The sequence below is a fragment of the Alteromonas macleodii ATCC 27126 genome (assembly GCF_000172635.2).
Taxonomy (GTDB): Bacteria; Pseudomonadota; Gammaproteobacteria; order Enterobacterales; family Alteromonadaceae; genus Alteromonas; species Alteromonas macleodii.
The window spans coordinates 2155045-2170581 of record NC_018632.1; the positions used below are offsets into that span (position 1 = coordinate 2155045).

Here is a 15537-nt window from a genome sequence, read left to right on the forward strand (position 1 = left end):
ATGTCATTTAATCGTACAACAATCGCATTAACGTTAGCTGGTTTATTTTGCTCAGCCTGCTCGAGTACATCTGTTCCTTCATCTAACGATATACAAGAAAACAGCCACGCTATCGTGGGTACCACTACGCCATTTGCTAGCGAAGCGGTGTACTTTGTTGTAACAGATCGTTTTGTAGACGGCGACCCTTCGAACAATCATGAAGAGCAGGGAGGCGATCACCCTACGTGGCAACTGCCCTTAGAAGGTCCTGAAGGTAAGAAAGCCTATGTGGGTTACATGGGCGGTGATTTACAGGGTATCTTAAACAACGCCGATTATATTAAAGAAATGGGGTTCACGGCAGTATGGATGACGCCTGTCCACGATAACCCGGACTATGCGTTTAATGGCGATGAACCCATTACTTATGGCGGTGCCTTTAAAGACGGTGGTAAAACGGGTTATCACGGCTATTGGGCAACGAATTTCTATAAAGCTGACGAGCATCTGGTTAGCGCCAATTTAAGCGTTAGTGACTATACGGCGAAAATGCGTCAGCATGGCCTTAAGTCCGTGTTTGATATTGTGGCAAATCATGGCACACCAAGCTTCACCATGGAGAAGGACTTACCTGGCTACGGGGAAATATATGACAGTGATGGAAATCTGGTTGCTGATCATCAAAACTTGGCACCTGAAGAGCTTGACCCTGAAAACAACCCGCTTCATAGCTTTTTTCACAACTATCCAGATTTAGTAAAGCTTTCTAACCTAGATGACGAAAACCCCGCCGTACGCGATTATCTCATCAACAGCTATTTGTATTGGATTTCTCAAGGTGCTGATGCATTTAGAATAGATACAATCAGGCATGTGCCTCATGCGTTTTGGCGTGAAGCGTCAGATCGTATACGCGAGCAAAACCCTGACTTTTTTATGTTTGGCGAAGCATTTGACTATGAAGCGAACAACATTGCCCAACATACGTTACCGAAAAATGGGGGCGTCAGTGTATTAGACTTTCCTATGCAAAAGGCCATGGTGAGTGTATTTGAAAAGCCGCTAGAGAGTGATTTTGCTGACTTAAAATCGGTGCTTCATCTTACGCACGGGCCATATAACAATCCATATGAATTAACTACGTTCTATGATAACCACGATATGGCGCGCATTAATGCCACTGATGAAGGCTTTATTAATGCGCATAATTGGTTGTTTACAGTAAGAGGCATTCCGGTTGTATACATGGGATCTGAAATTGGCTTCATGCGCGGTACGGCGGAACATGCTGGCAATCGTAACTATGTTGGCCAAGAGCGCCTAGACCAAGCCAAGACACATCCTATTCAACAGGCGCTTACAAAGATTGCCAATGTGCGTAAAAACACGGTAGCACTGCAGCGCGGTGTTCAAGTCAACGTTGAACTTGACGGTCATCAAGCGGTGTTTTATCGCGTTGTTGATACTGCAGAAACACAGCAGACTGCACTTGTATTGCTTAATAAGGGTAATGCCGCACAATCTTTTGAGGTTAGTGACTTTATGCAATCGGGCGACTGGACGGAACAATTATCTGGAGAAACGCAAACGGTAGAACCCGGTGATGCGTTAACCGCAACGGTTAAGCCCAATGGCGTTCAGGTATGGGTGCGCGAAGGTCAAGTAAGTAACAGCGCATTACTTGCTCAAATTAAGCATCAGTTGGCCCGCCAATAAAACGTGTTTAGCGCACAATAAAAAAGCCCCGTGGTTGTTTAACACCCGGGGCTTTTTGTTTAGTTTCTAGCGTGTAATTTGCACACGCTTACTCACTGCCACATGACTGCCTAATAATAATATCCGCAGGCATTAAATAATCCTGAACGTCTTCGTTGTTAATGGCTTTTAATAAGGTGTTTACCAATAACTCTCCCGCCAGTTTGGTATTTTGCTGAACAGTGGTGAGCGAAGGCGTGGTGTAGGCTGAAACCGCAATATTGTCATAGCCAACCACGGCTACATCATCAGGCACATTCACTTTTGCCTGGCGCAGCGCTCTAAGCACGCCCATTGCAATAAGGTCTGATGCGCAGACAATTGCTTGGGGAAGTTCGCCACTTTGCAGCAATGATTTCACCGCTTCTGACCCCGCATCCTCAGTCGAAATAGCATTGCGTTGAACACTTGACTGATCAAGCCCATGAGATTGAAGTGTTTCAAAATAACCGTTAAAACGCGCTTTGAATTCAGGGGCGTGATCGCCGTTGTCGCCAATAAACGCAAAGGAAGTTTTACCCAAGCCAATTAAATGTGACGTTATGCTTTGGCCACCTTGATAGTTATCACAACCGATACTAACCCCTGGGTGGGCTTCATCTGGCGCACCCCAACGAACAAAGTGCGTGCCCTGTGATTCAAGTTGCGCGACTTTGTTTTGATAATCAGTATAGTCGCCATATCCTAATAGAATAATGCCGTCAGCCTTATTTGAATCTTCATATTCTGCGTGCCAGTCATCATCTAAATTTTGGAAGGACACAAGCAGATCATAGTTTGCTTGCGCACACGCGCGGGTAATACTGCCGAGCATCGCTAGGAAGAACGGATTAATCATCGAATCATCGGATGTAGGATCTTCAAACAAGAGTAGGGCAATTGTGCTGCTCTTTTGCTTTCTCAAGTTACTTGCGTTTTTATCCACTTTGTAATTGAGTTCCCGGGCAATACGCTGAACGCGATCTCTAGTTTCTTGATTAACTAGCGGGCTATTATTTAACGCTCGCGAAACCGTCGACTGCGAAACACCTGCCAAGTGGGCAATGTCAAAAGAGGTTGCTTTTTCTTTCATAAACACCATGATTTGCTGCTACGACCTTGTTGTCGCGAATTTAGATTACCATATTTTTATAATGACGCGCGCATTTTGAGACGCAGTCGCTCAAATGCCACGCAAAGTTACGATTTCGTTAGTGCTTATTTATATTTTGGAAGTCATAACGGCATTTAGTTTTAGAAGGTATTTGCAGATCGCTCTTAATTCAATCACTTGTCAGGCTTCTTTGAATAAAACATGGTTGAAGTAATTGCGAGAGTGTTATACTCAGCGAGATTTTGAAATATTACGTGCATAAGGGGAACAAGCGAATGGCCGAGACTGAACATCGTCCGACCAATTTTATCCGTCAGATTATTGATAAAGACCTGTCTAGTGGTCTACATGACGCAATTAAAACACGGTTTCCACCAGAGCCGAATGGCTTCTTACATATTGGCCACGCCAAGTCTATCTGCTTGAATTTTGGTATTGCTCAAGACTACACAGGTACGTGCAATTTACGCTTTGACGATACCAACCCTGCAAAAGAAGACATTACCTTCGTTAATTCAATTAAGGAAGATGTGCAATGGCTTGGATTTACGTGGGACGGAGAAGCGCGCTATTCATCGAATTACTTTGACCAACTACACGCATACGCCGTTGAACTTATTGAAAAAGGCTTAGCCTATGTAGATTTTTCAGCGCAAGACGTTATGCGCGAAATGCGTGGCACACTTAAAGAGCCTGGTCAAAATAGCCCTTATCGCGATACAGACGTTGAAACTAACCTCAGTGAGTTTGCCAAAATGACGGCAGGCGAATATAAAGAAGGTGAGTGTAGTCTGCGTGCGAAAATTGATATGGCATCGCCATTTATGTGTATGCGTGATCCGGTAATTTATCGCGTTAAGCATGCTCACCATCATCAAACTGGTGATAAATGGTGCGTGTATCCAATGTACGATTTTACACATTGTATCTCAGACGCCATTGAGGGAATAACGCACTCCCTGTGTACACTAGAGTTCCAGGATAACCGTCGTCTTTATGATTGGGTTATCGAAAACATTTCTATCGACTGCACGCCAAGACAGTATGAATTCTCACGTCTTAATCTAGAATATACGGTATTAAGCAAGCGTCGTCTTATTCAGTTAGTCGACGAAAACCATGTACATGGCTGGGACGACCCTCGCATGCCTACCATTGCGGGTTTACGCCGTCGTGGCTACACACCGGGTTCAATCGTTGAGTTTTGTAAACGCATTGGTGTGACTAAGATGGACAACATGGTTGAAATGTCCATGCTAGAAGCGTGCATACGCGACGACCTAAATGCAAATGCTCCTCGCGCAATGGCCGTACTAGATCCAATAAAGCTCGTTATCGAAAATTATGAGGAAGGCCAGACAGAAACGCTTGTTGCGCCCAATCATCCTAACGATGAAAGTATGGGTACGCGTAACATCGGCTTCAGTCGCGAAGTATATATAGAAGCAGAAGACTTCCGAGAGTCGGCGAACAAGAAGTTTAAGCGCTTAGTGCTTGATAAAGAAGTTCGTCTTCGCAACGCCTACGTGGTTAAAGCTAATCGCGTTGAAAAAGATGAGAATGGTAATGTAACAACCGTTTTTTGTACTTATGACGCGGATACTTTAGGTAAAGATCCGGCTGATGGCCGCAAAGTTAAAGGTGTTATTCATTGGGTGGATGCAGCAACAGCACAGGCAGCGGAGTTTAGGCTTTACGACCGCTTGTTTAACGTGCCTAACCCAGCTGCGGAAGAGAACTTTACCGATGCGATTAACCCTGACTCGTTGGAAGTAAAACACGGTTGGGTAGAAGCCGGATTGGCAGACAATGTTCCTGAAGTAGGAGCATGGCAGTTTGAACGCACTGGCTACTTCTGTGTAGATAAAGACAGCACAGACGACAAGCCGGTCTTTAACCGCACTGTAGGTCTAAGAGATACATGGGCCAAAATGGGCGAGTAGGCACTGGCCTTTAGCCATTTATGCGCTGTAAATAAAAAACCGCTTAAGTGCTGCTTAAGCGGTTTTTTTGTTTAATGGAACATTGCTTTCGTTAATTACTTTGGTTGGCAATCAAGTGACTGTCCGGTTGTTTCCTTACTGTCTTCGCCCATAAGATAAAGATACGTAGGCATAATATCTTCAGGTGTTTTTAGTGTATCAGGGTTTTCTGCTGGAAACGCTTGAGCGCGCATTTGTGTGCGGGTACCACCTGGATTAATACAGTTAAAGCGCAGTGACTTATTTCGATATTCATCAGCAAGGGTTTGCATAACGCCTTCTGTTGCGAATTTTGATACGGCGTACGTTCCCCAAAATGCGCGACCTTTTCTGCCTACGCTAGAGGTGGTGAAAATTACCGATGCACTTTCTGCCTTCTCTAAAGCGGGAATAAGCGCTTGTGTCATGAAGACCATGCCATTTAGGTTAATTTGCATCACGTCTTGCCATTCTTGCGCATCAATATCTTTAAATGCACTTAGGTGGCCTAAAATACTCGCATTGTGAAGAACACCATCTAATCGGCCAAACTGGTCAATAATGGTTTGCGTCATTTGCTGATAATGAGAGGGCGTTGCGCCTTTGATATCTAAAGGAACAATGGCGGGTTCTTGTCCACCTGCTGCGACAATGTCGTCGTACACAGCTTCAAGTTTAGACACGGTGCGGCCTAATAAAATACAAATAGCGCCATGTGCAGCATACGTTTTTGCGGCTTGTGCACCAATTCCATCGCCAGCCCCGGTGATAAGAATAACTTTATCGCGCAATAAATCCGCTGGTGCGTTGTAATCGTTCATCATTTTCCTTCAAAAGGTTCATTTATATCGCAATGATTGGGGCCTGTAGACCCAATTAAGAATCAAACCCCAGATCATACTCAGCCTGACTCACAAGTAAAACAATGAATGAAAATTTCTTCAAACGTAAAAAAAGTTAACAAAAGTAGTTAACAAAACTTTGCAAAGTTGCAACAAAGTCAATAAGATTGAGGAAGATACAACTGGTCTAACATGTTTAAAACTATCATCTACGCCTGTAAAGACAGGGTAGACCAAGCTACTTTTAATAGAGTTAAGTTTTAGACACAGAATAACAACAATGCTTGTAGGGAGTAGAGATGAGAAAACTCGTATTAAGTTCCAGTGTGGCCCTTGCGCTGGGTCTAGCAGGCTGTGGTGGCTCCGATGAAACCCTTTCCGACATTCAGGCCGAAACAGAAGTCCAAACACCATTTTCACGAATCGTTTTTGACCCAGCTAATGGGAACTTGAACATTCCAAACGACCTTCTGATGCTTCCAGGCGATGATGGTTTCTTTGATTACACACTGAATATTCCGGTCGATGACCCTACAGATTTTGCTGACCCGCAAAATGCACTCAACGTGTTAGACGGTTGGTCAACTCAACACCCGTTTGTAATCAATGTAGAAACACCTGCCGGCGCATCGCTTGATGCAAGTACATTATCTTCTGGCGTGTTGCTTTTTGAAGCAACGTTAGGTCTTGACCAAAGTGATCCTGACTGTGCGCAGGTTACAACACCTTCTGCGGGTTGTAAGCTTGGCGATCAACTTACCTTTGGTGTTGATTACGTACTCAGCCTTGCTGATAGCAACACAATCACTTTTGTTCCTCTTAAGCCGCTAAAAGCAGCTCAGGGCTACATGTTAGTAATGACCACTGATTTGAAAGACTCTTCTGGCAAATCGGTTCAGGGTTCAACTACGTGGGACTCAGTAAGACAAGACATCGACACTAATCCTCTATCAAGTGCAGCACAGCTTCAATTACAAGGCTTAGTTAATTCGTTAGTTAATCCAGTGCTTGGTGCGGGTTTCGATCGTGAAGACATTACTTACGTGTCAGCTTTCACCACACAGTCTATTGCCAACTCGCTTGATACCATCAAGAAGGTCATGATTAGCCGTTTTGCACAACTGGCTGCTGGCGGTGACCCGTCCGCTCCAACTGCACTACCTGCAATCACGGTAAGCGATGTATCTGCAGCGCCTAATGCCATGGAAGCACTTGGTCTTGTAAACGCTACTGTTGTAGCTGGCGCAGTAGAGCAGGGTAAACAAGGTCTACCAGATAACATTCAAGCAGCGATTGACGCTACTGATTTCAGCTTGTTAGAAACTTGTGCAGGACTTGCGGGTACGGCGTCTGGTCAACTTTCTGCTCAATGGGGTGCGCTGAACGAATTTGCTGTTGGTGTTTCTACGGGCATTTTAGCGCAAGCCGGTCCATTCTGTGCAGCTCAACGTTATGAAGGTAATATTGCGTTGCCTTATTTCTTGGGTGTTCCAAGTGCAGAGAACCCACTTGCTCCAGTAAATGATTTCTGGAAGGCAGCTTGTGACAGCGGAATTGTTTTAGCTGGTGCTCCTCAAGAATTACTTGCAGACGCAGAGCCAGGTCCTAATGCAGCAATGTGTTCTTCACTAGGCCTTGCTGACGTTCGTATTAACGGCGAAATGTTAGATAGCGCAAGAAACATTACTAAATTCAACCCATATCCACAGCCTACTGGCGGAAACATGGGTACAGAAACGTTAGACGTTCAGGTTACTATTCCTGACCCAGCAATTGCAGGTGCTTTAGGTTTTCCTATCAGCATGCCTGAAGCCGGTTGGCCAGTGGTTATTCTAGCGCACGGCATTACCAGCCAAAAAGAAGATATGCTTGCCATCACTGGTACTCTGTCTCTAGCAGGTATTGCGTCAGTAGCAATCGACCAACCATTACACGGTAGCCGCGGTTTTGACCTTAATGGCGACGGTACAGATGAACTGAACGCGACTACGGTTAGCGCAACTCACTATATGAACCTTGCCAGCTTGCCTACGGCTCGCGACAATCTACGCCAAAGCGTGTCAGATTTACTTGGTCTACGCTTAGGACTAAACGCAGTTGTCGATACCACAGCAGCGCAAAATGTTAAGTTTGATATGTCACGTGTATCGATTATGGGTGTGTCTCTAGGCGCTATCACTGGTGGTAATTTTGCTTCAGTGGCAAACACGTCGATGGGCGGCGATTTAGCAGCACTTGATGGCATGTTTGCTGTCAAGCAAGCTTCTCTTGAGTCTCCAGGGGGCGGTGTTGCTCAGTTCCTAATTGAGTCAGCCGCGTTTGGTCCTCTTATCAAAGGTCTGTTGCTGTCTCAGGCTTCTGAAGAGTTTGTTGCCTTGCTAAATCAACTGTATGAAACCACTGATGTGAGCGAAGAACAACTTCGCGCAGCGGTAGCGATTTTCGAAGAAAATCTTACTGCTGAGCAGGCTGCCCAAGTAAATGCAGTATTTGCAGAGTTTGCTTTTGCTGCGCAAACGGTAATGGATGCAGGAGACCCTACTAACTACGCTCAGACACTGGGTAGCAATACGCCAGTTCATATGATGACCGTAGTGGGTGATGGCAGCGACGCGAACCTTCCGGATCAAGTTATTCCAATTTCAACAGCGTTACCATTGTCAGGTCAGCTTCCTCTGGCAGCGACCATTGGCTTAGAGCAAGTGACAACCACGCAAGGTCCTGGTACAGATCCAATTAGCGGAATTGTACAGTTCAATAGTGGTGCTCATGCTTCTAGCTTAAGCCCTGCGGCGAGCGCAGCGGTAACAACGGAAATGCAAAAAGAAGTGGCGGGTTATATTGCGTCTGACGCACTTGTACTGCCAATTTCTGATGAAAGTGTTGTAGCGAACTAACCAAGGGTAGTTTGCTCCAATGGGCAGCGTTACAACTGCTCACATTTTATAGAAAGAAAGCCGGCGTTATTGCCGGCTTTTTTGTAGAAAAATTATAATGTTGTTTGAATGTTTTCATTTGTTAATGTAGTGTGAATTCAGGTCGGATCAGTTTTACTTATGCTGTAATTAACACCGCTTTGAAGACGCGTGCGGTAAGAGTGGTTGACCTTTTTCATTTATCATTAGGGAACATTTGAGATGATTGACAACACCTTTAACGCTAAACGGACGCTTATTGCGTTATCACTCACTGCACTTCTCGGTGCGTGCGGCGATAACGATAACGACTTTTCTAACGTAGAACAACCAGCGCCCACAACGCCTACGACACCCGAACCAACACCAGCACCAATTCCAGCATTTTCTCCTGACGGTACACTGTCCGCGGATGTGACCTGGACCACCTATGGCGTTCCGCATGTGAAAGCCGATAACCTAGAAAGTATGGCTTACGGTGTGGGTTATGCGTTTGCACGCGATAACCTTTGCGTACTGGCCGACCAGATTGTTAAGTATAACTCTGAGAGAGCTAAGTATTTTGGTCCAGATACTGTACCTGGTAGCGGTGATTCAGAGCACCTTATTAACGATTTCGGTTTTCTTACTCTAGGTATTAGAGAGTTAGCAGAAGAGAATTTACCTCGGTTGTCTGCTAATTCACGTGCAATGTTTCAAGGCTACACTGCTGGATACAACCGGTACTTAGCTGAAACTCCTGTAGAAGAACAAGATCAAAGCTGTGCTGGCCAACCATGGGTCACTGAAATTGATAGTGTGGATCTATTAACGTACTCATTAGGCGTGGCGCTATTACCTGGGGCCGCTAATTTCTTAGGACCTATGTTTATTGCAGCGCCTGAAGGTGAGAGTTATCTACCTACTCCAGCTGCGTCCTCAAGTGACGTTGCTTCTACCTTTAAGATTTCACCAACGGTAGGTCTGCCTGAAAAAAATCCTCAAGAAATGGGCTCTAATGGTTGGGGGTTAGGCAGCGATAAAACGACCAATGGCAAAGGTATGGTTTTAGGAAATCCGCATTTTCCTCACACAGGAAACCTACGCTTTTGGAATTTCCATGCTCAAGTACCCGGACACTTGAATGTAACAGGTGGCTCGTTGATGGGATTGCCTGGTGCAGTAAATATTGGATTTAACGAAAACGTTGCATGGACACACACCTTCTCGACGGCTGAACATTTTGTTGTGTATCAGCTGACCCTCGACGAAAATGATGAATCTGGCCTTACCCATATGGTTGATGGCAACAGACGCACCATCTATGAAAAGCCACTTCAAATTGATGTCGCAGTGGGTGGAGGGCAAACCATTAAGCTTAATAAGACCGCGTATTACACCAACTACGGTCCAATGATTGAAGTGCCTGGTAACTTTGATTGGAATGGTAATAATGCCTTTGCCATAAAAGACGCAAATCTGCCTAACTTCGATATTGTAGACCATTGGCTTGCCATGAATATGGCGACATCCATGGACGAGTTTAAGCAGGCGTTTAAAGATTACGACGGTGTTATTTTCAATAATACTATGGCTGCATCTGATGATGGTCAAGTCTTCTACATTGACGATTCAACCGTGCCGAATCTAACCGAAACCGCAATTGAGCAACTAACCACAAACCCGTTACTTATTCAAACTAAAGCGGCTGCTGGCTTTACCGTATTACCGGGTAACATTTCGCAGTTTGATTTCGAAGGACCCGTTCCATACGAAGAAGCGCCTAAGTACGAGGGCACGGATTCAGTTCAAAACTCGAACGACAGCTATTGGTTAACGAATTTAAACTCACCAATTGTTGTAAGCAATCCGCTATTTGGTAGCGTGGAATATCAACAAACACTACGCTCAAGAATGGGTCAACAGTTTATTGAAAACGAAGCGGGAAGTGACGGAACCTTTACGCCAGACGAAGTGGAAGGCTTACTGTTTAATAACAGAAGTTATTTAGCAGAGAATATTTTGCCTTCATTGCTTTCGCTATGCGCCGCGCAAGGTTCAACACCTGTAGATGTAGACGGAACTAGCGTTGATGTTTCACAAGCCTGTGCTGCGTTGGAGGATTGGGATGGCACCATGAACCTTACAAGTACTGGTGCACACGTGTTTAGAGAATTTGCATTCCAGTTTAACCAAGCGCCACAGTGGGAGACGCCGTTTTCACTAGAATCACCAGTCACTACGCCTTCTGGCTTGATGCAAAATGACGTTACTCTTGAACAATTGGCAAGAGCAACTCAAGTTATTGAGCAAGCAGGTGTCGCATTTGACGCGCCGCTAGGGGACGTTCAGTTTGTTGAGCGAAGCCTGCCAGATGGCACGGCGTCTGGTATCAAACTACCATGGGCTGGTGCACACAATATTGAAGGTGGCTTTAACGTGTTTGACGTTATAAGCAACAGGAACGGTACGTTGCTTCCACGTCATAACTACGAGCCTGTGAATAGTAACACCATAATGAGTGCAGAAGCTGAGGGCTACCATATTAACTATGGCACCAGTTGGGCTATGGTTATTAACTTCACTGATGAAGGCCCAAAGGGACGGGGTATTCTGACCTACTCACAATCTCGCAAGTATGGCAGTGAACATTTCTTAGACCAAACTCAGCTTTATTCTACGCAGCCTACGCTAAGAGATATCTTCTTTACTGACGAGGAGATAGAGGCTAACAAGATAGAGCAAGTTACCCTATCGTCAGAATAAGATGAGACTGGTATTATAACGTAATTAGCAAAGCGGCGTTGCTTTTCACAAAGCAAGGCCGCTATTTACGTTGTGGGTAAACAACGACGCTTACCCGTTTATTTTACTAGGAGTAAAGTTTGGAGTTTTTGTACGAGTACGGTTTGTTTGTTGCCAAGGCAGTAACGCTAGTTATCGCTTTTATTGTGGTTGTATCTACCATTGTTGGCTTAGCGAGTAAGCAAAAGCATGGGAAAGGGCAACTTGAGATCGTGTCTATTTCTGAGCAGTTGAAAGACATTACAAATTACGCGAAACAGGTTCTGTTAGATAAGAATGCGTTAAAGAAATTAGCCAAGGAACAGAAAAAAGAAGCGAAAGCTAAAAATAAAGCAAAAAACAAAGCCAAAATCACAGAACAGGGCGAAGAGTTTGAGAAGTCCCGTCTTTATGTCATCGACTTTAAAGGTTCGATGGACGCCAATGAAGTGGAGCACTTACGAGAAGAAATTACCGCTATCTTATGTGTCGCAAATAAAGAAGACGAAGTCTTGGTTCGACTTGAAAGTGGTGGGGGGGTTGTACACGGCTATGGACTTGCAGCGTCTCAACTTCAGCGTATCAAGGAAAAGGGTCTTAAACTAACGATTGCGGTAGATAAAGTGGCGGCAAGCGGTGGTTACATGATGGCTTGTGTTGCAGACAAATTACTGGCGTCACAATTTGCTTACATTGGCAGCATAGGCGTTTTAGCTCAGTTGCCTAACTTCAATAAACTATTGAAGAAAAATGATATTGAGTTTGAACAACACACCGCTGGTGAATTCAAGCGTACTCTAACCGTATTTGGTGAGAACAACGATGAAGGCCGCGCGAAATTTAAAGAAGAAATTGAAGAGATTCATATACTGTTCAAAGACTTCGTTCAAAGCCAGCGTCCAGATATGGACATTGATAAAGTCGCCACAGGCGAGTATTGGCCAGGTATTAAAGCTAAGTCGCTTGGTTTAATTGACGACATCACAACCTCAGATGACTATATTCTTTCTCATTATCCCGCACGCGAAATATTTAGTGTTAAGTATGCTGTGAAGAAAAATGTAGCAGAGAAACTGGGGATGTCTGCAGCAAATGTTGTTGAGCGCGTGTTTATGAAATCAATGAGCAAAGCGCGTCACTGGTTTTAATAGCGACAATTTGTCTGTGTTGATAATTCAGGACCGATAAAACGATTGTTAACACAGACGTACGTTAGATTTTTAACCTACAAAAAGATAATAAAAAGAATATGGCACGGCATACTAAAACCGATATATTAGATGCGGCAGAGTACTTATTTTCTCAAAGCGGGTTTACTCAAACATCCATGCGCGAGATTACTGCCAGAGCAGAAGTGAATTTGGCGTCGGTGAACTATCACTTCGGCAGTAAGAAGAATTTAATTCAAGCCGTGTTTAAAAGGTACTTTGATCACCTAATGCCGCAGGTAGAGTCTTGCTTGGCGTCTTTGACACCTATGGAAGGTGCGAAGGGCGTTGAGCAACTCTTGTATTCGTTGATCCCTCCTATGCTTAACCTCAACACCATTTCAGAGCAGGGTACTTCCACGTTTGTTAAGTTGCTAGGACGTGGCTACAACGAAACTCAGGGGCATTTGCGTAAGTTCTTAATGAATGATTACGGTGATTGTATCCGTGCACTTGTCGACGCTATAAGGCGCTGTCTTCCTGATCTACCTGAGGAAGAACTATTCTGGCGCTTGCATTTTGCGATGGGAAGTTTTGTATTTTCAATGGCGTCGAGCCAAGCGCTAACAGAAATAGCTGAGTCTGACTTTCACAAGCATGTCGATATTAAAGAAGTTATCCAGCACCTAGTTCCATTCGTAGCTCAAGGGCTAGCAGGCAAATAATCCAAGCGCGCTCGTTAAATACTCAGTTGAGAAAGAGTGGTAAGCTATTATCATTTCATAATAAATAGTGAAGGGGTCACATAACATAAGTGCCTCAACGACACTTACGGTATGCGACATTTATTGCGTTTTTACACCAGTAGCTAAACTAGATATTAAATCAGGTTATGCAAAATTATCGAGGAAGGGTTGCGCCAGGCGCCTCTGCATTGAGCTTTTCTGCCCAGAAATCCTTTACCGAAAATCCTGACTTTTTGGATGAAGGTGCCTTTTTCTTCGCTGGTTTCGCTGCGGCTTTTGCCTCGTTCTTTGGCGCTTTTTTCTCTTCGCTTTCACTCGTGGCGTCAGAAGAGCCAGAAGCTAACGACGCTGTCATTTCTTGAAGCTGTGCTAAACGGACGTTCTTACCGCCATCTACACTGTACCAACCACTTTTGCTTTCAATAGATGGTGCTTTGCCGTTCGCCTTTTTATAAGCCTCGGTAAATGCTGCTACCACTTCGTCTTTGTCTAAGTTTGCCATGCTTTTTTGCTCTTTATTTTGTTAAGATGACGAACGCTATGCGACGTATGTAATTGCTATAACGCTGAGAAAAACTCGCCCAGCGTAACGACCAAGCCAGCAAGTGTCGCAAAACTAAAATTGGATCTACTCACCACTCATAATTGTCTAATTACAGGTATAATGCTAAACGTTCGCGTCTTTTTATAACGTTTTTTGAACAATTTGTCTAACTTTCAACCGGAGGACTTGTGTCTATTACCCGCCTAGAACTACAAAATTATCTTGATGGAATGTTAAGGGTTAGCGAGATCAGTGATTATTGCCCCAATGGATTACAGGTAGAGGGCGCAAGTAAAATTGAGAAGATAGTTACCGGTGTAACTGCGTCACAAGCACTCGTTGATGCCGCCATAGAAGCTAAGGCAGATGCGCTAATTGTTCACCATGGTTATTTTTGGAAAGGTGAGTCACAAGTGATTGCGGGCATGAAAAAGCGCCGCCTTCAAGCGCTACTGTCAAATGATATCAATTTGTTTGCTTATCACCTTCCACTGGATGTACACCCTGAATTTGGCAACAACCGACAACTTGCATCGCTATTAGGCATTCAAAATATAAGTGCGGTGAGCGGTGTGAAGCCTGTTGGCGTTGTTGTGCACGGAAATTTTGAAGAAGAAATTGAAGGGTCAGCGTTACAGGTTAAATTACAGAAGTTGCTGGGGAGAGACGTGCTGATTGAGGGGCCTGTATCAAAACCTATATCGAAGCTTGCTTGGTGCACGGGAGGTGGACAAGGGTTCATCGAACAAGCGGTTGAACTGGGCGTCGATGCATTTATTACCGGAGAAGTGTCTGAACAAACTGTACACACGGCAAGGGAAATGGGGATAACTTTTTTTGCTGCTGGTCATCATGCTACTGAACGCTACGGTGTGAAATCCTTAGGAGAGCACATTGGGCAGCAATTCGACGTGCCTGTCGAGTTTATTGATATTGACAATCCTGCTTAGCGATGACTGTAGTATATGAATAACGATCGTATCTTCGATGGTATTGCAGAAAAATTCTCAAGCAATATATATGGCACTACTAAGGGAAAGCTCAGGCACACCTTATTATGTGATGTTCTCGAGCCTTATTTAACCACGCCTGTTCGCGCTATTGAAATAGGTGGGGGGACAGGTGTAATGACAGCGCATATTGCTTCTAAAGGGCATTCTGTTGTGTTAACTGACGCGTCGAAGGATGTACTTAAACAAGCTGAGGCACTGCTTGCAGATGCACCAAATATTACAATTAGGCATCAATATTTGCAGCAGATTGAGGATTTAGACAGTTTTGATTTAGTGATTTGCCATGCGGTTTTAGAGTGGCTGGATGCGCCCTTTGATGCTATCGATTTTATGTATAAGAACATGAAGCCAGGGTCCCGTTTAAGCCTAAGCTTTTTCAACCAAGATGCGAATTTGTTTGCCAATGCTATCTACGGAAACTTTGATTACATCGCGAAAGGGATGAAAGTTAAAAAGCAAGTTAGACTGAATCCAAAACAGCCGTTAAGTGCAACCCGCGTGGTTGAACATTGTGAATCATTGGGTTTCAAAATTATCGAAAAAGCAGGCATTCGTTGTTTCCATGATTACATGCGAGATATAACCCATCAAAGCAGCAAATTTGATGACTTACTTGCGCTAGAGCGGCAGTATCATAGGCAAGCGCCTTACCTTTGGTTAGGAAAATATTTTCAGCTGATTCTAGAAAAAGAGAAATAGAAAAAGCCAGTAAAAAAGAGTTTGTTGGGATATTTACGTGACGGACTACATAGGGTTATGAGCGCGCTAATACGTA

Annotated in this window: 11 protein-coding genes; 8 read left to right on the forward strand and 3 right to left on the reverse strand. The window is 44.4% G+C overall.

Features of this window, described 5'->3' with window-relative positions; all coding sequences use genetic code 11:
- Entirely contained in the window at positions 1-1698 is a 1698-nt protein-coding gene (locus MASE_RS09180; protein ID WP_014949461.1) for an alpha-amylase family glycosyl hydrolase, read from the forward strand.
- Between the two features lie 88 nt (positions 1699-1786).
- On the opposite strand, the gene MASE_RS09185 is transcribed toward MASE_RS09180, so the two are convergent.
- Positions 1787-2809, reverse strand: coding sequence for a LacI family DNA-binding transcriptional regulator (locus tag MASE_RS09185; RefSeq protein ID WP_014949462.1), 1023 nt, complete (start codon positions 2807-2809; stop codon positions 1787-1789).
- Positions 2810-3105: 296 nt separating this feature from the next.
- On the opposite strand from MASE_RS09185, the gene glnS reads away from it, so the two are divergent.
- Positions 3106-4773 (forward strand): glutamine--tRNA ligase, encoded by a 1668-nt coding sequence (glnS, locus tag MASE_RS09190; RefSeq protein WP_014949463.1) that lies wholly within the window; start codon positions 3106-3108, stop codon positions 4771-4773.
- Between the two features lie 95 nt (positions 4774-4868).
- On the opposite strand, the gene MASE_RS09195 is transcribed toward glnS, so the two are convergent.
- Positions 4869-5612 (reverse strand): YciK family oxidoreductase, encoded by a 744-nt coding sequence (locus MASE_RS09195; RefSeq protein WP_014949464.1) that lies wholly within the window; start codon positions 5610-5612, stop codon positions 4869-4871.
- 320 nt (positions 5613-5932) lie between these two features.
- Between MASE_RS09195 and MASE_RS09200 the strand changes: the two genes are divergently transcribed.
- The 4 genes from MASE_RS09200 to MASE_RS09215 all read left to right on the forward strand — a co-directional run bounded on the left by MASE_RS09200 (position 5933) and on the right by MASE_RS09215 (position 13184).
- Entirely contained in the window at positions 5933-8530 is a 2598-nt protein-coding gene (locus tag MASE_RS09200) for a VolA/Pla-1 family phospholipase (protein ID WP_014949465.1), read from the forward strand.
- A gap of 240 nt (positions 8531-8770) precedes the next feature.
- Positions 8771-11293, forward strand: a complete 2523-nt coding sequence (locus MASE_RS09205) for an acylase (RefSeq protein WP_014949466.1) — start codon at positions 8771-8773, stop codon at positions 11291-11293.
- 119 nt (positions 11294-11412) lie between these two features.
- On the forward strand, positions 11413-12459 hold the full coding sequence (gene sohB / locus MASE_RS09210) for a protease SohB (protein WP_014949467.1): 1047 nt from the start codon (positions 11413-11415) through the stop codon (positions 12457-12459).
- Between the two features lie 101 nt (positions 12460-12560).
- Positions 12561-13184, forward strand: a complete 624-nt coding sequence (locus MASE_RS09215) for a TetR/AcrR family transcriptional regulator (RefSeq protein WP_014949468.1) — start codon at positions 12561-12563, stop codon at positions 13182-13184.
- A gap of 175 nt (positions 13185-13359) precedes the next feature.
- Here MASE_RS09215 and MASE_RS09220 read toward each other — a convergent pair whose 3' ends face one another.
- Positions 13360-13707, reverse strand: coding sequence for a hypothetical protein (locus MASE_RS09220; RefSeq protein ID WP_014949469.1), 348 nt, complete (start codon positions 13705-13707; stop codon positions 13360-13362).
- Positions 13708-13937: 230 nt separating this feature from the next.
- Here MASE_RS09220 and MASE_RS09225 point away from each other — a divergent pair, with 230 nt between their 5' ends.
- Both MASE_RS09225 and MASE_RS09230 read left to right on the forward strand, forming a co-directional pair.
- The gene (locus tag MASE_RS09225; protein WP_014949470.1) at positions 13938-14699 is read left to right on the forward strand and encodes a Nif3-like dinuclear metal center hexameric protein; all 762 of its coding nucleotides are present in this window, start codon (positions 13938-13940) and stop codon (positions 14697-14699) included.
- A gap of 15 nt (positions 14700-14714) precedes the next feature.
- Positions 14715-15461: a methyltransferase gene (locus tag MASE_RS09230; RefSeq protein ID WP_014949471.1), complete on the forward strand. Its 747-nt coding sequence runs from the start codon at positions 14715-14717 to the stop codon at positions 15459-15461.
- Positions 15462-15537: the final 76 nt, after the last annotated feature.